The following is a 19,888-nucleotide window of genomic DNA, read 5'->3' on the forward strand; positions in this document are numbered from 1 at the left end:
CCCTGTTAAGAACTTCATCCACAGGAAAACAAGATGACCTATATCAAACCCATCGTAGTAGCCCTCGCCCTGATTAGCATGACTGCCTGTTCTGGCAGCAAAAAAGAACAACCCAAACTCGACTATCAAAGTCAATCACACCGCTTGGTCAAACTGGAAGTACCACCTGATTTAAACAACCCAGACCAAGGCAACCTCTATCAATTACCGGCAGGCAGCGGCGCCGTCCGCGCCAGCGACTTCAACAAACGCCGCACTCAGGCCGTACAACAACCTGCCAATGCAGAAGTTTTGAAATCCGTTAAAGGCGTACGCCTTGAGCGTGATGGCAACCAACGCTGGTTGGTTGTCGATGGTAAATCGCCTCGCGAAATTTGGCCGTTGCTGAAAGTCTTCTGGCAAGAAAACGGTTTCGACATCAAATCTGAAGAACCTGACATCGGCCAAATGGAAACCGAGTGGGCTGAAAACCGAGCCAAAATCCCGCAAGATAGTCTCCGCCGCCTGTTGGACAAAGTCGGCTTGGGTGGTATCTACTCTACCAGCGAACGCGACAAGTTTATCATCCGCATCGAACAAGGTAAAAACGGTTCAACCGACATCTTCTTCGCCCATAAAGGCATGAAAGAAGTTTATGCCGACCGTAAAAAAGACACTACGATGTGGCAGCCGGGTGAAAACGACCCTAACCTCGAAGCCGCATTCCTCGCCCGCTTTATGCAATACTTGGGCGTTGACGGTCAGCAAGCCGAACAGGCTCTGACCCAAAGCGTTGCCGCCCGCAGCAATGCTTCTGAGTTGGCACGTGTGGACAACGGCACCCTGTTGCTGGCTGGCGATTACGGCCGCAACTGGCGCCGTACCGCCCTTGCGCTTGACCGCATCGGTCTGACAGTTATCGGTCAAAATGCCGAACGCCGCGCTTTCTTGGTTCAACAAGCACCAACCGAAGGCGAAGCAGTTGCCAATAAAAAACCGGGTCTGTTCAAACGCGTATTTGGCAAAGGCAAAGCAGAAGCGCCAAAAACTTATCCTGAAATCATCGTGTATGTTGAGCCTATCAATAATGGCGCACGCCTCCATCTGTTGAACAAAGACGGCAGCCCATACAAAGGCAGCGATGCCTCTACATTGTTGAGCCGCCTGCACACAGAATTGCGTTAATCCGTTATTCGACTTAAGGCCGTCTGAAATATTCAGACGGCCTTTTTAACGAATACGGCATGGTTTCAAATTCCCAATCTGACGTTATAATCAGAACATTTTTCCCACTTATCCAAGCTGCCATGACCCGACAAAAAGCCTATCTGCTCCTGACTGCCCTGTTTACCCTGATGTTTATCGTACTGATTCTGTTGGGCGCTTATCTTCTGAGCATTCACAGCAAACAATTCGCCGTTGCCGCCTTTCTGTTTGCCTTTGCCGCCGTTTTTGCCCAAATCGGCAGCCTTGCCCTTTACATCCGCCACAAAGCACGCGCACAAATGGCTCGTATGCAGCAAACCGAAAACCATTAAGGAAAAACCATGTTTGAAAAAATCGTCCTAGCCAGTGGCAACGCAGGCAAATTCAAAGAATTTTCCCGCCTCTTTGCCGACTTAAACATCGAAGTCCTGCCGCAATCGCAGTTCAATACGCCCGAATGCCCCGAACCGTACCATACCTTTGTTGAAAATGCTCTGGCTAAAGCACGTCATGCCGCCAAATACAGCGGCTTACCGGCACTTGCCGACGACTCTGGCATCTGCACCAACGCCTTAAACGGCGCACCCGGCATTTTCTCCGCACGTTATGCAGGCGAAAACCCTAAATCCGATGCTGCAAACAACGCCAAACTGTCTGCCGATCTTGCCGATAAGGACGATAAAAGCTGCTACTACGTCTGCGTCCTCGTCCTCGTCCGCCACGAAAACGACCCACAACCCATCATCGCAGAAGGCATCTGGCGTGGACAATGGCAGGCAGAAGCAGCCGGTACAAACGGCTTCGGCTACGATCCACATTTCTATCTGGCCAAACATGGTTGCACCGCTGCCGAGCTTGACCCTGAAATCAAAAATGCCGAAAGCCACCGCGCCCAAGCATTGCGTGAACTATTAAGAAAAATCGAATCCTTATAAATCAATAATAGGCCGTCTGAAAACCTGAAACGTTTTTTTAGATGTTCTAAATCCAACAAATAATGGAAGAAATCCATGTCCCCTAAGCAAATCCTGATTGTCGCCATCCGCTTGGTCGCTTTAATCGGTATCGTACAAACACTTGGTAGCATTGCTACCATTTTCGTACAGACAGAAAGCATGTATGACAGTAAACAAATCTCATCCGTACTGATGCTCTACGGCGTGTATTTAATTGCATGGCTGCTGCTATGGTGTTTCCCTGCCGCCATTGCCAACCGCCTATTGCCCGAACATCTGCAAACCGTGCAGGAAGCCCCAAAACACCCTGCACCATGGCTGACGACCGGTATTGTATTAATAGGCATATATACTGTTTTCCAAGTCATCCCTGACCTAATTTACCAGTTCTCTCTCTATCATTTTGTACAGTCTATTGCTATCGACACACACACATCTGTTTGGGCGAATCTCGGCGCACAAAACCAAGCCGGAATACTTGCCAACATCGTGCAGCTTTTTATCGGCATTTTCCTGCTATTCGGCGCACCCAAACTCTCGTCTTGGATACGCAAAAGACTTTAACCACATAAAAATAACAGGCCGTCTGAAGCCTTCAGACGGCCTACCTCACATTCATTCCCATGCCCAAGCCCACACCTGAAGAATTGGCAGCCTTTGCAAAACACGTCGCTGCCTTCATCCCAACCACACCTGACGAACTTCTGCAACTCATTGACAGTCAAGAAACTGCTATCGTCTTTCTAGGCAAACCAAGTTGTTCATACTGCCGCCGTTTTGTTGCAAAACTGTCTACCGTTTCCATAAACAGGCAGCTTACCATCCGCTTTACAGACAGCAGCAACAAAGCAGCTTTAAAAACTTTTCGTGAACAACACGGCATCAAAACTGTTCCCGCTCTACTCAAAATCTCACAAGGCAAAATAAAATCCGTCTGCAATTCCAAATTATCAGAAGAAGAAATTGAAGCTTTTTTGAGCGCTTAGACTTTGCAAATTTCCTACTGATTACTTTCCCAACCAACATTTCAGTTAAAATAACGGCCTAAAAATTTCAGACGGCCTTGAGCCTCAACATATACCATGACCCAAATCACCTTCCAACGCCCCGGCCAGCTAACCGCCCTGCCTCCTTTATCACTCTATATCCACATTCCTTGGTGCATCAAAAAATGCCCGTATTGCGACTTTAATTCCCACAGCCTGAAAAACGGCCTGCCGGAAGAAGCCTATATCGATGCCCTATTAACCGACCTGCAGCTTGAATTGCCCAATATTTGGGGCAGACCGGTAGAAACCATATTTTTCGGCGGCGGTACACCCAGCCTGTTTCAGGCGGAATCGATTGACCGCTTGTTAAGCGGCGTGCGTTCGCTGTTGCGCTTGCAACCCGAAGCGGAAATTACTTTGGAAGCCAATCCGGGCACATTTGAAATTGAGAAGTTTCAAGGATTTAAAGACGCAGGCATTACGCGCCTGTCTATCGGCGTACAAAGTTTTAACGACGATATGCTGACTAGATTGGGACGCGTTCACAATGGTAAAGAAGCTCTGACAGCCATTGATACTGCATTGAAATTATTTGACAAAGTCAATATCGATTTGATGTATGCCCTGCCAAACCAAACCGTTCAGACGGCCTTAAACGATGTCCAAACCGCTATCGCAACAGGCGTATCTCATATCAGCGCATATCATCTGACAATGGAACCGAACACGCCTTTCGGTCATACGCCGCCCAAAGGATTGCCGCAAGATGAAGCAGCTTTGGATATTGAAGATGCCGTACACGGCGAATTGGAAGGCGCAGGCTTTATTCACTACGAAACATCGGCTTTTGCAAAACCTGGTATGCAGTGCCGCCATAATTTGAACTATTGGCAGTTCGGCGATTACTTGGGCATAGGCGCGGGCGCACACGGCAAAATTTCCTATCCCGACCGTATCGAACGAACTGTCCGCCGTCGCCACCCCAACGACTATCTTGCCGCTATGCAAAGCAATCCGCATGAAGCCGTTGAACGCAAAACCGTTGCTGCTGAAGACCTTCCATTCGAATTCATGATGAACGCCCTGCGCCTGACCGACGGCGTACCCGCCTCAATGCTGCAAGAACGTACCGGCGTACCCACCGCAAAAATCATGGCACAAATCGAAACCGCCAGACAAAAAGGCCTGCTTGAATCAGACCTGACCGTGTTCCGCCCGACCGAACAAGGCCGTTTATTCTTAAACGACTTGTTACAGTGTTTTTTATAAGTGCTGTTTTACAACAGTTAAAACATTTTTAGATTTGCTTAATTTACGACAAGAAAATACAAAACGTTGCCTTGGATGCAGGCTATCGCTATAACCACTGGAGCAAGATCAATAACGTTAAGCTCCATTCCCACGAAGTATATGCCGGTGTACGCGTAACGTTCTAATATTTGAATGCTTGTCATGAAGCAATCATTGCTTCAAATATCAAGTAACAAAAGGCCGTCTGAAACCTGTTTCTCAGGATTTCAGACGGCCTTTAATTTTTTTAAATATGTCTAACTTTTTGCTGCTTTTACTTTTTCTGCAAACCACAGCGCCGCCGCAGCACCTGCCATATCGGCAATACCGTCCGCGATCGAACCTTGGCGCGTAGCAGTCAGAAATGCCTGGGCCAACTCACTTCCTACTGCAAACAATAAAGCGGCAAGCAGAATGCCTTTATAGGGAATATTCCTATTGTCTTGAATAAATATTTTTGCGCACAGCCATGCCTGACCGAAAAACAGTCCGAAATGGCCGACTTTATCAAAATGGGGAAATGGTGGAGCGCTATTGCCACCCTCTTTGAAAAGTAAGGCATAAATGGCGGCGGCAAACCAGATCAAGGCAGCGGCAGTAAATTTGTTTAATGGTAAGGCTTTCATTTGTCGGCCTCTTCATCCAGCCATGTTTGGCAGATATCTGCCAAGCGGACAAATTTCCCACCCCGCACCTTCAAAATATCACGCCATTGTGCCACTTCTTCTGCATCCGGGGCATCTTCAATACTGCATTCGTAAAGGCAGAAGTCTAATGTTTCGCCAACAATGCCTGGGGCTTCGGTCTGCATAAGGCTAGTCAGTTCGCTCATATTTACTGTTTCTTTGATTGATTTATCACTAGTCAGACTGCGCCGTCTGTTTTCAGGCCGTCTGAACATGATGCGCAAGGTTGCCCGTTTGATTCGGGTACGCTTACTTACTGTGTAAAAAACGTGTTGCCTCTTCCCATTCGCCATTTAACACGGCCGGCAATCCTTGCAGGGATTTGGCAATGGAATCATCAATTTGCTGTCTGTGTTCCGCTGACGGTTTATTCAACACATAACCGACAACCAGATTACGGTCGCCAGGATGATCAATACCTAAGCGCAGGCGGTAGAAATTAGGCGTACCCAAACGAGCCTGAATGTCTTTGAGGCCGTTGTGTCCGCCGTTGCCGCCGCCAAGTTTGAATTTGATACGGCCGCATGGAATATCCAGCTCGTCATGAACCACCAAAATCTCCTCCGGCTTGATTTTGTAAAATTGAGCCAAAGCGGCTACTGCCTGACCGGAGCGGTTCATAAAGGTCATGGGTTTGAGCAGCCAAACATCGCCATCCGGCGTAGTGGCGCGCGCTACTTCGCCGTAAAATTTCTTTTCGTCTTTAAAATTGACTTTCCATTTCCACGCCAGTTCGTCCAACAGCCAAAAGCCGACATTGTGGCGCGTTTGTTCGTATTCTTGGCCTGGATTGCCCAAACCGACGATTAATTTAATTTTCAAGCTCATTACTGTTCTTTCAGTTTGACAGGCCGTCTGAAAAAGTTTCAGACGGCCTTTGATTTATTCTTGCCCTGCGCGTTTACGTCGCGCTTCTTTCGGATCAATCAACAATGGACGATAGACCTCAATCCGATCACCATCGTGCAACACAGTCTCGCCTTTCACAGCCTTGCCGAAAATACCCAAAGGCGCTTGCTGTAAATCCAACTCTGGGAACTCCACCTCCAATCCGCTTTGCAGGGCAGCTTCGCGTACGGTTGTACCTTCGACAACGGTCATGCTCTTCAACACTTGCCTGTCGGCCAGTCCGTAAACAATTTCAATCTCAAGCATAGCGGCGGTCGGCCTCTTTAATAAAAGCATCCACCAGCGTGCCGGCGAGATGGCCGAACACTGGGGAAATCATGGCAGAGAGTACTGCATTGGAAAAATCGTATTCTAATCTGAATTCGACTTTACACATATCATCGCCCAAATCGATAAATTTCCAAGTGCCGCGCAAGGTTTTAAACGGCCCTTCGAGCAAATCCATGCGGATTTCCTGCCCCGGGATATTGTGGTTGTGCGTCGCAAATGACTGTTTGACGCGCATATAGTCCATAAACAGGCGCGCTTTTAGCTCATTTCCTTTGCGTTCGATGACTTCGGTCTTGCTGTACCACGGCAAAAATTTTGGATAGTCCTCAACTTTGTCCACCAGCTCAAACATTTCCTTAGCGCTATGCAGCACCAATACGTTTTTCTCGACTTTTTTCATGTGGTTGTAGACCTTGTTTTTGAATATTTGGGGTTCAGACGGCATGATTTAGAAAAATATCTGCCCTACTTTGGGACAAAATTCCCAATTTAAACCGCTTCGCCATTTTGTTTCGCTTCCAGCCATTCCCAGCGTTCTAGCTTTTCCAAAAGCGACATCTCGATTTCTTCAGCCCTGCTTTGCAATGCACCTGCTTTTTCGTAATCTTTGAAAATTTCAGGATCGGAAAGCTGGGCATTGATTTCTGCCTGTTCGGTTTCCAAAGCGGCGATTTCATCAGGCAGGGCATCGAGTTCACGCTGTTCTTTATAGGAAAGTTTGACCGTACGGTTGGCTTTAGGTTTGACTTTCTCAGGCTCGGCAACCGCTTTAGGTGCCGAGGCCGTCTGAATTTTATCTTCCCGCGATTTTGCGTCGATATAGTCCTGATAGCCGCCGATGTATTCTTTCAGACGGCCTTGTCCTTCGAAAACAATGCTTTGGGTAATCACATTATCCAAGAACATACGGTCATGCGAGACAAGGAATACCGTGCCTTGATAATCACGCAGCAAGTCTTCAAGCAACTCTTGGGTGTCGATGTCCAAGTCGTTGGTCGGTTCGTCCAAAACCAAAATATTAGCAGGACGGGTAAAGAGTTTTGCCAACAGAAGGCGGTTGCGTTCACCGCCGGAGAGCGATGAAACGGGACTTTGTGCGCGGGCTGGATGGAACAGGAAATCTTCCAAATAGCTCATCACATGCTTTTTCTTACCACCGACTTCAACGTAATCGTTGCCCTGTCCGAGCGTGTAAAACACGGTGTCGTTTTCGTTCAACGCGCTGCGGAACTGGTCGAAATAGGCAACTTCCTGCTTACTGCCGATACGGATTCTGCCGTAGGTCGGCTGCAATTCGCCCAAAATCAGCTTAAGGAAGGTGGTTTTGCCGATGCCGTTTGGACCGATTAAGCCGATTTTGTCGCCGCGCTGCAAAATGGTGGAGAATTTGTCCATGATAACTTTGTTGCCATATGCAAACGAAGCATGTTCCAATTCGGCGATGATTTTGCCGCTTTTTTCGCCGCTGTCGAGCTTAAAGTTGACCTGCCCTTGTACATTGCGGCGTTCGGCGCGCTGGCGGCGCAGCTCTTCCAAACGGCGCACGCGGCCTTCATTACGGGTACGGCGCGCTTCAATGCCTTTGCGTATCCACGCTTCTTCCTGCGCGTGGAATTTGTCAAACAGGCGGTTATGTTCCGCTTCAACCGCTAATTCCTGCGCTTTTTTCTCGCTATATTTAGAGAACGATCCGGGATAGGAGCGCAGAATGCCGCGGTCTAGTTCGACGATGCGCGTAGCGATATTATCCAAAAAACGGCGGTCGTGGGTAATCACAACCAAGCTGCCTTCAAACGCTTTAAGCAGATTTTCCAGCCAAATAATCGCGTCAATGTCCAAATGGTTGGTCGGCTCGTCCAGCAGCAATACGTCGGGCTTTTGCACCCAAGCCTGCGCCAAGGCGACGCGCTTTTTCTGACCGCCGGAAAGATTGCCGATTTTTTCGTTTTCCGGCAAACCGAGTTCCCCCAAAGTCTGCTTGACTGCCGCATCCAGCTTCCAACCATCCTTCGCTTCGATTTCAAGCTGTAATTCGTTGAGTTCTTTCAATAAGGTTTCACTTGAACCATTTTCCAACTCATGGCTGACGCGGTGGTAACGGCGCAGCAGGTCGCGGATTTCGCCCAAGCCTTCGGCGACGGTGTCGAATACGGTGGCTTCTTTGTCGAAAAACGATTCCTGCGGCACATAAACGATTTTGAGGTTGTTTTGAATGATAATCTGCCCGTCGTCGAGCTTCTGCACGCCGGCGAGGATTTTTAGAAACGAAGATTTACCCGCGCCGTTGCGGCCGATTAAGCCGATTTTTTCGCCTCTGTCGAGTTGGAAGGAAGTTTTGTCGAGCAGGGCGACATGGCCGACGGCAAAGGAAGCGTTTTCTACGGATAAGATATTCATGGGGAAACTTCAAAAAAGAAAAGGGGGACATTTTAACCGATTATCGGCAGATATTTGCCGACAATCATATGAAATTGAAAGTATCAGGCCGTCTGAAAGCAGTTTTCAGACGGCCTTCATTATTATTCTTGAACCTTCAAGCCGAAATGCAGATAGGCTCGTTCGGTTGCTACGCGTCCGCGCGGTGTACGTTGCAAAAAGCCCTGCTGAATCAGATAAGGCTCAATCACATCTTCGATGGTATCAGTCGATTCGCCAATCGCAGCAGCCACATTTTCCAAACCGACAGGACCACCGCTGAATTTGTGCAGAATCGCCTCAAGGAATTTCCTGTCCATCACATCCAAACCTTGCCCGTCCACATCCAGCATACTCAAGGCTGCATTGGCAATTTCCGCATCAATGACGCCGTTGTTTTTCACATCGGCATAATCGCGCACACGTCGCAAAAGGCGGTTGGCAATACGTGGCGTACCGCGGCTGCGCTTGGCCACTTCCATTGCGCCCTCGTCGCCCATATCCAACTGCAACAACTGTGCAGAACGGGCAACAATAGTTGCCAAATCTTTATTCTGATAAAACTCTAATCGGGATACGATACCGAAACGGTCGCGCAAAGGATTGGTCAGCATACCGGCACGGGTCGTCGCGCCTACCAATGTAAACGGCGGCAAATCGATTTTGACCGAACGCGCGGCCGGTCCTTCGCCTATCATGATGTCCAACTGATAATCTTCAAGCGCAGGATAAAGGATTTCTTCAACCACAGGACTTAAACGGTGGATTTCATCGATAAACAGCACATCATGCGGCTCAAGATTAGTCAACAAGGCTGCAAGGTCGCCGGCACGTTCCAAAACCGGGCCGCTGGTTTGACGCAAATTAACGCCTAACTCTTTAGCGATAATGTGTGCCAAAGTAGTTTTGCCCAAACCCGGAGGGCCAAACAGCAAAGTGTGGTCAAGCGCTTCACCACGTTTTTTCGCTGCCTGAATAAAAATGGCCAACTGCTCTTTTGCTTTATCCTGCCCGATATAGTCGTCTAAAGTTTTCGGACGTAAAGCGCGTTCAAGCAATTCTTCCTGAGCGGAAATATTTTGAGCAGTGATAATGCGCTGAGGTTGTGCAGAAGTAAGATTATCAGTTTGTAACATAATGTTTCTAAATTCTAAGACCGTTCCCGACCCGTTATTTCAGACGGCCCGAACAATCAGACAAAGCGGTTAAATTATGATTTTGGCCATTATACCCGATAAGGCCGAACCACTTTTCCCTCAAATCTAAATCACACAAAAATTTTCGCTTTCAGACGGCCAAAGCAACGTATAATAAACGGTTAATTCAAATACCTATCGCATTCAGGAGAACACATGAGCCTCAAGCAAAAAGTCATTGCCATCGACGGCCCCAGCGCATCCGGTAAAGGGACGGTTGCCTCACGCGTAGCCGAAGCCTTGGGTTTTCTTTACCTCGACTCCGGTGCGCTTTACCGCCTGACCGCACTTTACGCACAAAAACACAATGTTGCCTGGACAGATGAAGATGCCGTCAGCACACTGGCAGAAACCTTGCCCGCACAATTTGAAGGCAGCGCCGTATTATTAAACGGCGAAGATGTATCCGAGCAAATCCGTACCGAAGCGATCGGCATGGGCGCATCTGCCGTCGCACAGTTGCCTAAAGTGCGTGCCGCCCTTTTGCAACGCCAACGCGACTTCCTAACTGATAAAGGCTTGGTCGCCGACGGCCGCGATATTGGCTCGGTTATTTTCCCTGATGCCGCATTAAAAATTTTCCTGACCGCAAGTGCCAATGTCCGCGCCCAACGTCGTGCCAAACAACTCGGTATCCCATGCGAAGGCGTTGCATTCGAGCGTATTTTGTCGGACATTGAAGCACGCGATGAAGCAGACCGCCGCCGCCCTATTGCTCCGTTGAAACAGCTGCCCGACGCCCTGCTTTTAGATACTGATAACCTTTCTATCGAAGAAGCTGTAAAAAAAGTGCTTGATTGGTATCATAAAGTTTAAAATTTGGAGTATAATCGCGAAGTTTTCATTTCAGACGGCCTGTTAACCCTATAACAAGGCCGTCTGAAAACATTTCCCAACCTGCCGCGCCAAGGACGGCAGGTCATTTCAAACCTAACCCGCACCCCTTGGCGGTGTACCGAAAAGAGTAAATATGACTATGGAAAATTTTGCCCAGCTGCTGGAAGAAAGCTTTACCCTGCAAGAGATGAACCCAGGTGAAGTGATTACTGCCGAAGTAGTCGGCATCGATCAAAACTTCGTTACCGTTAACGCAGGTCTGAAATCAGAATCTCTGATTGATGTTGCTGAATTCAAAAACGCTCAGGGCGAGATTGAAGTTAAAGTTGGCGATTTCGTTACCGTTACCATCGAATCTGTTGAAAACGGCTTCGGCGAAACCAAACTGTCCCGCGAAAAAGCCAAACGTGCTGCCGACTGGATCGCTTTGGAAGAAGCGATGGAAAACGGCGACATCCTGTCCGGCGTTATCAATGGCAAAGTCAAAGGCGGTCTGACCGTTATGATCAACAGCATCCGCGCATTCCTGCCGGGTTCTTTGGTTGACGTACGTCCCGTTAAAGACACTTCTCACTTCGAAGGCAAAGAAATTGAATTCAAAGTGATCAAACTGGACAAAAAACGCAACAACGTTGTTGTGTCCCGCCGCGCTGTTCTGGAAGCTACTTTGGGCGAAGAACGCAAAGCCTTGCTGGAAAACCTGCAAGAAGGTTCAGTTATCAAAGGTATCGTTAAAAACATCACCGATTACGGTGCATTCGTTGACTTGGGCGGCATCGACGGTCTGTTGCACATCACCGACTTGGCATGGCGCCGTGTGAAACACCCGAGCGAAGTTCTGGAAGTCGGTCAAGAAGTTGAAGCCAAAGTCCTGAAATTCGACCAAGACAAACAACGCGTTTCTCTGGGTATGAAACAATTGGGCGAAGATCCTTGGAGCGGTCTGACCCGTCGTTACCCACAAGGTACCCGCCTGTTCGGTAAAGTGTCCAACCTGACTGATTACGGTGCGTTCGTTGAAATCGAACAAGGCATCGAAGGTTTGGTACACGTTTCCGAAATGGATTGGACTAACAAAAACGTACACCCAAGCAAAGTTGTTCAACTGGGTGACGAAGTCGAAGTCATGATTCTGGAAATCGACGAAGACCGCCGCCGTATCTCTTTGGGTATGAAACAATGCCAAGCCAATCCTTGGGAAGAATTTGCCGCCAACCACAACAAAGGCGACAAAATCTCCGGCGCAGTTAAATCTATCACTGACTTCGGCGTATTCGTAGGCCTGCCCGGCGGTATCGACGGTCTGGTTCACTTGTCCGACCTGTCTTGGACTGAAGCCGGCGAAGAAGCTGTACGCAAATACAAAAAAGGCGAAGAAGTTGAAGCCGTTGTATTGGCCATCGACGTTGAAAAAGAACGCATCTCTTTGGGTATCAAACAACTGGAAGGTGATCCGTTCGGCAACTTCATCAGCGTAAACGACAAAGGTTCTTTGGTTAAAGGTTCTGTGAAATCTGTTGACGCCAAAGGTGCCGTAGTAGCTCTGTCTGAAGAAGTTGAAGGCTACCTGCCTGCTTCTGAATTCGCTGCTGACCGCGTTGAAGACCTGACTACTAAACTGAAAGAAGGCGACGAAGTTGAAGCCGTTATCGTTACCGTTGACCGCAAAAACCGCAGCATCCGTCTGTCTGTTAAAGCGAAAGACGCTAAAGAAAACCGCGAAGCGCTGAATTCAGTTAACGCCGCTGCAACTGCCAATGCCGGTACTACCAGCTTGGGCGACTTGCTGAAAGCCAAACTGTCCGGCGACCAAGAATAAGGTTGCAGACATGACGAAGTCTGAATTGATGGTTCGCCTTGCAGAAGTGTTTGCCGAAAAAAATGGCAACCAACTGCTGGCTAAAGATGTCGAATACAGTGTAAAAGTCTTGGTTGATACCATGACCCGCTCACTGGCTCGTGGACAACGTATCGAAATCCGCGGCTTCGGCAGCTTCGACTTGAACCACCGCCCTGCCCGTATCGGGCGCAACCCAAAAACCGGCGAACGCGTGGAAGTGCCAGAAAAGCATGTTCCTCACTTCAAACCGGGTAAAGAGTTGCGTGAGCGTGTAGACTTGGCATTGCAAGAAAGTGCTCATTAATACTTAGTAGCAAAACGCCGCAGAAATGCGGCGTTTTTTTGTTTTCGCAAGAAATACCAAAGCCGGCTCTTTTCACGCATACCTTAATTGCACACTATTTCAACTATATTTACTACAATGCTTTTGCAAAAAACGCAGGCCGTCTGAAATCATTTATAATAGACCGACTATTCTGTAATGAAAACATCATTCCAACTGCTGTCCAAACTATTGCGGATGATGTTTCAACTATCGCCAGCAAAGCATAATAAAGGTTACACATGAGCAATAGAGACCAACTATTCACACCACCCCCATTTGAAAACCACAGCCCATTGACTTGGTATCAAGCTGCAGCCGAACAGCCCAACTTCATCCGAGACGAAGCCCAAGCGCGAGCCATTGAATATTTAGATCGTTTGTGGACCGAGCTGATGATGTTCAAACGCAAACGCAACCGTTTTCTTGGCCGTAGCTTGCGTTCCCCCCAAGTACCTAAAGGACTCTATTTTTATGGTGGCGTAGGGCGCGGTAAAAGTTTTTTGATGGATGCTTTTTTCGGCTGCCTCCCTTATCGTCGCAAGCGTCGCGTGCATTTCCATGCCTTCATGGCCGAAATCCATCAACGCCTTAAAGTTTTGAAAAGCGAAGCCAACCCCTTAAAAGCCGTTGCAACAGAAATTGCCAAAGAAACACGCGTATTATGCTTTGACGAGTTCCACGTCAGTGATATTGCCGATGCCATGATTTTGGGCCGTTTGCTGGAAAACCTGTTGAGTGAAGGTGTCGTCTTGGTAGCTACTTCCAACTATGCTCCATCCAAACTCTATCCTCAAGGCCAAAACCGCAGCAGCTTTCTGCCAACCATCGCCCTTATCGAGTCCAACCTGACCGTTTTAAATGTAGATGGTGGCGAAGATTACCGCTTGCGTACGTTGCGTCCTGCTGAAATTTTCTTTGTTCCCAATAATGAAGAAAACGAGCAAAAACTCGCTGCTTTATTTAAGGAAATGAGCGGAATCTCTGAATTAAACCCAGGTATCAGCATTATTCATGGACGGGAAATTCCTCATAAAGCCCAGTCAGAACGCGCCATCTGGTTTGATTTCCGCGCATTATGTTTTGGCCCGCGCTCTCAAGCTGACTATTTGTATTTAGCCGAACATTACGAGATGGTTTTCCTTTCAGGGTTAGAACGCCTAACCCCGCAAGAAAAAGCAGAAGCACGCCGTCTGACATGGTTAATTGACGTTTTATACGATTTCCGTGTGAAGCTGTGCGCTACCAGCGCAGTTGGCGTAAACGATATTTACGTCGAAGGCGATTTTGCAGAAGAATTTACCCGTACGGCCAGCCGTATGATCGAAATGCAATCTGAAGTCTACTTGGAACAACTGCACCTGATTTTAAGCAAATAATGCCTTTCCCAAAAAGGGGCGAAATTTGGTAGAATACACTTCCCTCGCCTCTTGGCTACGACAACTTACCTTTCAATAAAAACAAGGACATAACATGGCCATAGAACGTACGATTTCCATCATCAAACCCGATGCAGTAGAAAAAAACGTCATCGGCAAGATTTACAGCCGCTTTGAAGAAAACGGCTTGCGCATTATTGCGGCAAAAATGAAACATCTCTCTGAGCGTGAAGCAAAAGAATTTTATGCCGTACACAAAGACCGCCCTTTTTATGAAGACTTGGTTAAATTCATGACTCGCAATCCTGTCATGATTCAAGTATTAGAAGGTGAAAATGCCGTTGCCAAAAATCGTGAACTGATGGGCGCAACCAATCCAGCCGATGCAGCTCCTGGCACAATCCGTGCCGACTTTGCAGAATCTGTCAGTGTTAATGCTGTACATGGTTCTGACAGCGTTGAAAATGCTGCAATTGAAATTGCTTACTTCTTCAGCCAAAGCGAAATCTGCCTACGCTAAGAATAAAAGCCTGTAGCCGCTTTATGGCCGTCCGATTCATATCGGACGGCAAAACTGCTTTGTATGTCCTACAAATTAAAGGCCGTCTGAAAACCCAAAGGCTATTAAAGCAAAGCTGCCCAATAAGCCCCTTTGCTTTAAAAGCTTTACTGAGAAACATAAAAATACATGAAAACCAATCTACTGAATTATGATTTAAACGGACTGACGCAACACTTTGCCGAAATGGGCGAAAAGCCTTTTCGTGCCAAGCAGGTAATGCGTTGGATGCATCAAGCCGGTGCACAAAACTTTGAAGAAATGACTGACTTGGCCAAATCATTGCGTGCCAAGTTAAATGAACAAGCCACAATCGAAGTGCCTAAATTAATGATGGCACAAGAATCTACGGATGGCACGCGCAAATGGTTGCTGGATGTCGGCACGGGCAATGGTGTAGAAACCGTTTTCATTCCCGAGGCTGAACGCGGTACTTTGTGCATCTCTTCCCAAGTCGGTTGCGCATTGGAATGTACCTTCTGCTCTACCGGTCGACAAGGTTTCAACCGCAACCTGACTGCCGCTGAAATTATCGGTCAACTTTGGTGGGCCAATAAAGCCATGGGCGTTACCCCTAAAAACGAACGCGTTATCTCCAACGTGGTGATGATGGGTATGGGCGAACCCATGGCAAACTTTGACAATGTTGTTACCGCTTTGAGCATTATGCTGGATGATCACGGCTACGGCTTGAGCCGCCGTCGTGTGACCGTTTCCACTTCGGGTATGGTTCCACAAATGGACAGACTGCGTGACGCAATGCCTGTTGCTTTGGCTGTGTCTTTACACGCATCCAACGATGAAGTGCGCGATCAGATTGTTCCCCTCAACAAAAAATACCCGCTTAAAGAATTGATGGCGGCCTGTCAACGTTATTTGGTCAAAGCACCCCGTGACTTTATTACCTTTGAATACGTTATGCTCGACGGTATCAACGATAAAGCGCAACATGCGCGCGAATTGATTGAGTTGGTTAAAGACGTACCATGCAAATTCAATCTGATTCCGTTCAATCCTTTCCCAAATTCCGGCTACGAACGTTCTACCAATGAAAATATCCGTGTCTTCCGCGATATTCTGCAACAAGCCGGCTTTGTCGTTACTGTCCGCAAAACCCGCGGCGACGATATCGATGCAGCTTGCGGACAATTGGCCGGACAAGTACAAGATAAAACACGCCGACAACAAAAATGGCAACAGATTTTGGTCGAACAATAAGGTTAATTATGAAAATTAAGTTCGGATTCGCTTTACTTACCGCACTGACTCTTTCTGCCTGCGCTTCCTCTTCCGGCCCAAGCCCTAAAGAACGTGCCATTCAAGTTTCTAATATCAAAACCCAACTGGCCGTGGAATATATGCGCGGCCAAAACTACCGCCAAGCTACTGAAAGTATCGAAGAGGCGCTTAAGTCCAATTCAAAAAATGACCTTGCTTGGTTGGTACGTGCCGAGATTTATCAGTATTTGAAGGTCAAAGATAAAGCTCAGGAAAGCTTTCTTAAAGCATTGTCTTTAAAACCTGATAGCGCGGAAGTCAACAACAACTACGGTTGGTTCTTGTGCAATCAAATGAATGCACCGGCCGAATCTTTGGCTTACTTTGACAAAGCACTGGCCGACCCAACCTACCCAAGCCCCTTTATTGCCAATATGAATAAAGGCATTTGCAGTGCAAGGTTAGGCCAATACTCCTTAGCCCAAGCCTATTTGGAAAGGTCTTTAGCAGCGAATCCACAATTCTTCCCTGCTTTCAAAGAACTTGCCCGAACCAAAATGATGGCAGGCAATCTGAACGATGCCGACTATTATTTCCGCCAATACCAAAGCAAAGTTGATGTCCTTCAGGCTGACGATTTGCTTTTAGGCTGGCGTTTGGCTACTGCCTTGGGCAATAAACACGCCGCATACGAATACGAAGCCCAACTTAGGGCAAACTTCCCCTATTCAGACGAACTACAAACCGTCACAACAGGCCACTAAATGGAAAATAACGATAAAATCAACTACGACACACAAGCCGCCAAAATATTGGGGGATGAATTACGCAAACACAGAACTGATGCCAAAATCGATATTCAAGATGTTGCTTCACGTTTGAAACTGTCTGCCGAACAAATTGATGCTTTGGAAAAAGGGGAATATTCAGGCTTTCCCGGTTTAGTCTTTGTTTCAGGCTATCTGCGTTCATATGCACGATTTCTGAAAATCGACGAACAAATCATCGCCAAACATTTGCTCTCCATTACTCCGCAACTTGAAGACCATGTATACGCGGTAACACGCAGCGCCAACGCCGGCTTAAGCTACACAGACACTGAAAAACAAGGTTTCCCAAAATGGATATTGGGGATAGCCGCACTGGCTTTGGCTGTAGGCGGGGTTTACTTTTGGCAAAGTAAATCCAGTTTTGAAAACGAACAGGCAAATATTCAAAACAGCAAAGATGTTGCTGATACGATGAAAACGCCTGCCTTAAAAACGGATAATGTTGCCGTTAGCGAAATGACGGAAGACGGCAAAAAAGAAATAACCAATAAGCCTGAAGTGACTAATGATCAAGCTGCCTCAGCAGCTTCCGCCGTCGTACAAGAAGAGAAGCCTGCCGTCAAAGTCGAGAAAGACGAACTTTGGATTAAAGTCCAATACCGAAGCAATCTGATTATTACAGACAAAGATGGAAAAGTAGTATTCAGCCGTATCGTTCCGGCCGGAAGCGAACAACGTCTGAGAGGCGGTGCGCCTTACAATGTTTGGCTCGGTATTGCAGCCGGCTCGGAAGCCAATTACGGCGGCACACCTATCGAACCTTTGAAATACCGTGTTGCCGGTGAAAAATCCGCCTCTTTTGTTGCAGGAAAAAACTAAAATGACCACACCTAAACGCCGTCAGACACATCAAGTCAAAATTGACCACCTCATCATCGGCTCCGAGGCGCCCGTTCTTGTCCAATCCATGACCAATACGGATACGGCAGATGCCGCAGCAACTGCCCGACAAGTCAAAGAATTGAGCGATGCCGGCTCGGAAATGGTTCGTATCACAGTCAATACTCCTGAAGCGGCTTCCAAAGTAGCCGAAATCCGCAGCCGCTTAGACGATATGGGCTACACCACCCCCCTGATTGGTGATTTCCATTTTAATGGCGAACGCTTATTGGCTGAATTTCCTGAGTGCGGCAAGGCCTTGGCCAAATATCGGATTAACCCGGGCAATGTCGGCAAAGGTGCAAAAGGCGATGAAAAATTTGCCTTTATGATCCGTACTGCCGCAGAAAACAATAAAGCCGTACGCATCGGTGTGAACTGGGGTTCGCTTGATCAAGGCCTTGCCAAGCGCATGATGGATGCCAACTTAGCTTCTGCCACACCAAAGCCGCCTGAAGAAATCATGAAAGAGGCTTTGATTGTTTCTGCGCTGGAATCGGCAGAAAAAGCCGTGGCTTTAGGTTTACCCGAAGACAAAATCATTTTGTCGTGCAAGGTCAGCGCCGTACAAGACTTGATTCAGGTTTACCGCGAATTAGGCAGCCGTTGCCGTTACCCGCTCCATCTCGGTCTGACTGAGGCAGGCATGGGCAGCAAGGGCATTGTTGCTTCCACAGCAGCTTTGTCCGTATTGTTGCAAGAAGGTATCGGCGACACTATTCGAATTTCCCTTACGCCCGAACCCGGCTCCTCACGCACACAAGAAGTCATTGTCGGTCAGGAAATCCTGCAAACCATGGGCTTGCGCTCCTTTACGCCAATGGTTACAGCCTGCCCGGGTTGCGGCCGTACCACCAGTACCGTATTCCAAGAGTTGGCTCAAGACGTACAAAACTATTTACGCCAGAAAATGGCTGTTTGGCGCACTGAATATCCAGGTGTTGAATCATTGAACGTCGCCGTAATGGGATGCGTGGTAAATGGTCCGGGCGAAAGCAAGCTTGCCGATATCGGTATCAGCCTGCCCGGTACAGGCGAAACACCGGTTGCGCCGGTTTATGTAGACGGCGAGCGGAAAGTCACCCTCAAAGGCGACAATATCGCTGCAGAGTTTTTACAAATCGTTGAAGATTATGTCAAAACCAACTACTGTGAGGGCGGCGCAAAACGTAAGCAAAACCGCGTCATTCCGATTCAATCTGCCTAAAACATTTTCAAGATAAAGAGGCCGTCTGAAAATATGTTGGGCAAACTGGATACTTGGCTGACTGAGCACCCCAAACGCAAGGATTTGCATGGTTGGCGACGCTTTATCGTTGAATTTTGGTTTTTCGGTTTGAAAGAAGCACGAGCCTGCTTATTTGCAGGCTTGTTTTTCATTGCCATGTTCCTCGTTCCGAAAACAGGCTGGTTGGGAATTTCGCGCTACGACCTGCTGCTGATTTTTGCCGTCTCCGTACAAGCAGCCATGCTGTATTTCAAGTTGGAAACTTGGGATGAAGTGAAATCGATTACGCTGTTTCACTTGGTGGGCTTTACTTTAGAGTGGTTCAAAACATCAGGCGATATCCAATCTTGGAGCTATCCGGACGAAGCTTACACCAAAATCGGCGGCGTACCGCTGTTTGCTGGCTTTATGTATGCCGCAGTCGGCAGCTATATTATTCAAGCATGGCGGCTGTTTGACTTAAAAATCAGAAGCCATCCGCCGTATTGGTTGGGCACTTTGTGCGCACTGGCGATTTATATCAATTTCTTCACCCATCACTATATCGGCGACTATCGCTGGTATCTTGCAGCTTTTGCTCTCGGCCTATACGCCCGGACAACGGTCTTATACACACCCTATGACACCACTCGCAAAATGTCCCTCCTGCTCGCTTTCGTCCTGATCGGATTTTTTATTTGGCTGGCGGAAAATTTGGGAACCCTATTCGGCGTTTGGCGCTATCCCAACCAAATCGGCGCGTGGGCATCAGTACACATCAGCAAATGGAGCTCATGGGCGTTGCTGGTGATGATGACTTTTACCATTGTTGCGAATTTAAAACACATCAAACATACCATCAGCGTATCAAAAGATTAGTTGCTTAATATTTTAAAAGGCCGTCTGAAACTTTCAGACGGC

Annotated in this window: 24 protein-coding genes and 1 pseudogene; 18 read left to right on the forward strand and 7 right to left on the reverse strand. The window is 47.8% G+C overall.

The genetic code is table 11. The features are described 5' to 3' along the window. The first annotated feature begins 78 nt into the window (after positions 1–78). From bamC to ACTHSQ_RS04740, 7 genes and pseudogenes are all read left to right on the forward strand, one after another. Positions 79–1,164 carry an outer membrane protein assembly factor BamC gene (gene bamC / locus ACTHSQ_RS04710; protein WP_440371369.1) on the forward strand — a complete coding sequence of 362 codons (1,086 nt, stop codon included), beginning with the start codon at positions 79–81 and terminating at the stop codon, positions 1,162–1,164. Positions 1,165–1,286: 122 nt separating this feature from the next. Next, positions 1,287–1,517 carry an NGO_0222 family membrane protein gene (locus ACTHSQ_RS04715; protein ID WP_003679018.1) on the forward strand — a complete coding sequence of 77 codons (231 nt, stop codon included), beginning with the start codon at positions 1,287–1,289 and terminating at the stop codon, positions 1,515–1,517. Positions 1,518–1,526: 9 nt separating this feature from the next. Beyond that, positions 1,527–2,120, forward strand: a complete 594-nt coding sequence (gene rdgB / locus ACTHSQ_RS04720; protein WP_440371336.1) for an RdgB/HAM1 family non-canonical purine NTP pyrophosphatase — start codon at positions 1,527–1,529, stop codon at positions 2,118–2,120. A 75-nt stretch (positions 2,121–2,195) separates the two neighbouring features. Further along, positions 2,196–2,705, forward strand: coding sequence for a hypothetical protein (locus ACTHSQ_RS04725; RefSeq protein WP_440371337.1), 510 nt, complete (start codon positions 2,196–2,198; stop codon positions 2,703–2,705). A 59-nt stretch (positions 2,706–2,764) separates the two neighbouring features. Continuing rightward, complete coding sequence (locus ACTHSQ_RS04730) at positions 2,765–3,127, forward strand: thioredoxin family protein (RefSeq protein WP_308111242.1); 363 nt, start codon at positions 2,765–2,767, stop codon at positions 3,125–3,127. A gap of 96 nt (positions 3,128–3,223) precedes the next feature. Further along, positions 3,224–4,399: a radical SAM family heme chaperone HemW gene (gene hemW / locus ACTHSQ_RS04735; RefSeq protein ID WP_440371338.1), complete on the forward strand. Its 1,176-nt coding sequence runs from the start codon at positions 3,224–3,226 to the stop codon at positions 4,397–4,399. A gap of 59 nt (positions 4,400–4,458) precedes the next feature. Continuing rightward, positions 4,459–4,566 (forward strand): annotated as a pseudogene (locus tag ACTHSQ_RS04740) (opacity family porin); the annotation flags it as partial. 111 nt (positions 4,567–4,677) lie between these two features. Here ACTHSQ_RS04740 and ACTHSQ_RS04745 read toward each other — a convergent pair. The 7 genes from ACTHSQ_RS04745 to ruvB form a co-directional block, all read right to left on the reverse strand. Beyond that, positions 4,678–5,046: a VanZ family protein gene (locus ACTHSQ_RS04745; RefSeq protein ID WP_440371339.1), complete on the reverse strand. Its 369-nt coding sequence runs from the start codon at positions 5,044–5,046 to the stop codon at positions 4,678–4,680. Next, complete coding sequence (locus ACTHSQ_RS04750) at positions 5,043–5,252, reverse strand: dioxygenase (protein ID WP_107867605.1); 210 nt, start codon at positions 5,250–5,252, stop codon at positions 5,043–5,045. Before ACTHSQ_RS04750 ends, ACTHSQ_RS04745 begins: the two co-directional genes overlap by 4 nt. Before the next feature lie 103 nt (positions 5,253–5,355). Beyond that, positions 5,356–5,934 (reverse strand): aminoacyl-tRNA hydrolase, encoded by a 579-nt coding sequence (pth, locus tag ACTHSQ_RS04755; protein WP_003683307.1) that lies wholly within the window; start codon positions 5,932–5,934, stop codon positions 5,356–5,358. A gap of 54 nt (positions 5,935–5,988) precedes the next feature. Beyond that, positions 5,989–6,261 carry an RnfH family protein gene (locus ACTHSQ_RS04760; protein ID WP_440371340.1) on the reverse strand — a complete coding sequence of 91 codons (273 nt, stop codon included), beginning with the start codon at positions 6,259–6,261 and terminating at the stop codon, positions 5,989–5,991. After that, a complete protein-coding gene (locus ACTHSQ_RS04765) occupies positions 6,254–6,685 on the reverse strand; it encodes a type II toxin-antitoxin system RatA family toxin (protein WP_003683270.1) in 432 nt (143 codons plus the stop codon). Before ACTHSQ_RS04765 ends, ACTHSQ_RS04760 begins: the two co-directional genes overlap by 8 nt. An 89-nt stretch (positions 6,686–6,774) precedes the next feature. Next, positions 6,775–8,682 carry an ATP-binding cassette domain-containing protein gene (locus ACTHSQ_RS04770; RefSeq protein ID WP_440371341.1) on the reverse strand — a complete coding sequence of 636 codons (1,908 nt, stop codon included), beginning with the start codon at positions 8,680–8,682 and terminating at the stop codon, positions 6,775–6,777. A gap of 122 nt (positions 8,683–8,804) precedes the next feature. Then, on the reverse strand, positions 8,805–9,836 hold the full coding sequence (gene ruvB / locus ACTHSQ_RS04775; protein ID WP_003683680.1) for a Holliday junction branch migration DNA helicase RuvB: 1,032 nt from the start codon (positions 9,834–9,836) through the stop codon (positions 8,805–8,807). Between the two features lie 216 nt (positions 9,837–10,052). Here ruvB and cmk point away from each other — a divergent pair, with 216 nt between their 5' ends. The 11 genes from cmk (at position 10,053) to ACTHSQ_RS04830 (ending at position 19,846) form a co-directional block, all read left to right on the forward strand. Then, positions 10,053–10,712 (forward strand): (d)CMP kinase, encoded by a 660-nt coding sequence (gene cmk / locus ACTHSQ_RS04780; RefSeq protein WP_440371342.1) that lies wholly within the window; start codon positions 10,053–10,055, stop codon positions 10,710–10,712. Between the two features lie 154 nt (positions 10,713–10,866). Further along, a complete protein-coding gene (gene rpsA / locus ACTHSQ_RS04785) occupies positions 10,867–12,552 on the forward strand; it encodes a 30S ribosomal protein S1 (protein WP_003678994.1) in 1,686 nt (561 codons plus the stop codon). Between the two features lie 10 nt (positions 12,553–12,562). Further along, positions 12,563–12,877 (forward strand): integration host factor subunit beta, encoded by a 315-nt coding sequence (locus ACTHSQ_RS04790; protein ID WP_003678992.1) that lies wholly within the window; start codon positions 12,563–12,565, stop codon positions 12,875–12,877. Positions 12,878–12,915: 38 nt separating this feature from the next. Continuing rightward, complete coding sequence (locus ACTHSQ_RS04795; RefSeq protein WP_440371343.1) at positions 12,916–13,125, forward strand: hypothetical protein; 210 nt, start codon at positions 12,916–12,918, stop codon at positions 13,123–13,125. A 12-nt stretch (positions 13,126–13,137) separates the two neighbouring features. Next, positions 13,138–14,274 carry a cell division protein ZapE gene (gene zapE / locus ACTHSQ_RS04800; RefSeq protein ID WP_003683332.1) on the forward strand — a complete coding sequence of 379 codons (1,137 nt, stop codon included), beginning with the start codon at positions 13,138–13,140 and terminating at the stop codon, positions 14,272–14,274. Between the two features lie 94 nt (positions 14,275–14,368). Further along, the gene (gene ndk, locus ACTHSQ_RS04805) at positions 14,369–14,794 is read left to right on the forward strand and encodes a nucleoside-diphosphate kinase (RefSeq protein WP_003683554.1); all 426 of its coding nucleotides are present in this window, start codon (positions 14,369–14,371) and stop codon (positions 14,792–14,794) included. Between the two features lie 168 nt (positions 14,795–14,962). Beyond that, the gene (gene rlmN / locus ACTHSQ_RS04810) at positions 14,963–16,051 is read left to right on the forward strand and encodes a 23S rRNA (adenine(2503)-C(2))-methyltransferase RlmN (RefSeq protein WP_003683577.1); all 1,089 of its coding nucleotides are present in this window, start codon (positions 14,963–14,965) and stop codon (positions 16,049–16,051) included. An 8-nt stretch (positions 16,052–16,059) separates the two neighbouring features. Then, on the forward strand, positions 16,060–16,815 hold the full coding sequence (gene pilW, locus ACTHSQ_RS04815) for a type IV pilus biogenesis/stability protein PilW (RefSeq protein WP_063075505.1): 756 nt from the start codon (positions 16,060–16,062) through the stop codon (positions 16,813–16,815). Beyond that, a complete protein-coding gene (locus tag ACTHSQ_RS04820; protein WP_250600703.1) occupies positions 16,816–17,700 on the forward strand; it encodes a helix-turn-helix domain-containing protein in 885 nt (294 codons plus the stop codon). A gap of 1 nt (position 17,701) precedes the next feature. Then, positions 17,702–18,967, forward strand: coding sequence for a flavodoxin-dependent (E)-4-hydroxy-3-methylbut-2-enyl-diphosphate synthase (gene ispG, locus ACTHSQ_RS04825; protein WP_137040869.1), 1,266 nt, complete (start codon positions 17,702–17,704; stop codon positions 18,965–18,967). A gap of 33 nt (positions 18,968–19,000) precedes the next feature. Continuing rightward, on the forward strand, positions 19,001–19,846 hold the full coding sequence (locus ACTHSQ_RS04830) for a DUF817 domain-containing protein (RefSeq protein ID WP_440371344.1): 846 nt from the start codon (positions 19,001–19,003) through the stop codon (positions 19,844–19,846). The last annotated feature ends 42 nt before the right edge of the window (positions 19,847–19,888 follow it).

It is taken from the genome of Neisseria sp. P0009.S008, from assembly GCF_051958615.1.
Classification (GTDB): domain Bacteria; phylum Pseudomonadota; class Gammaproteobacteria; order Burkholderiales; family Neisseriaceae; genus Neisseria; species Neisseria subflava.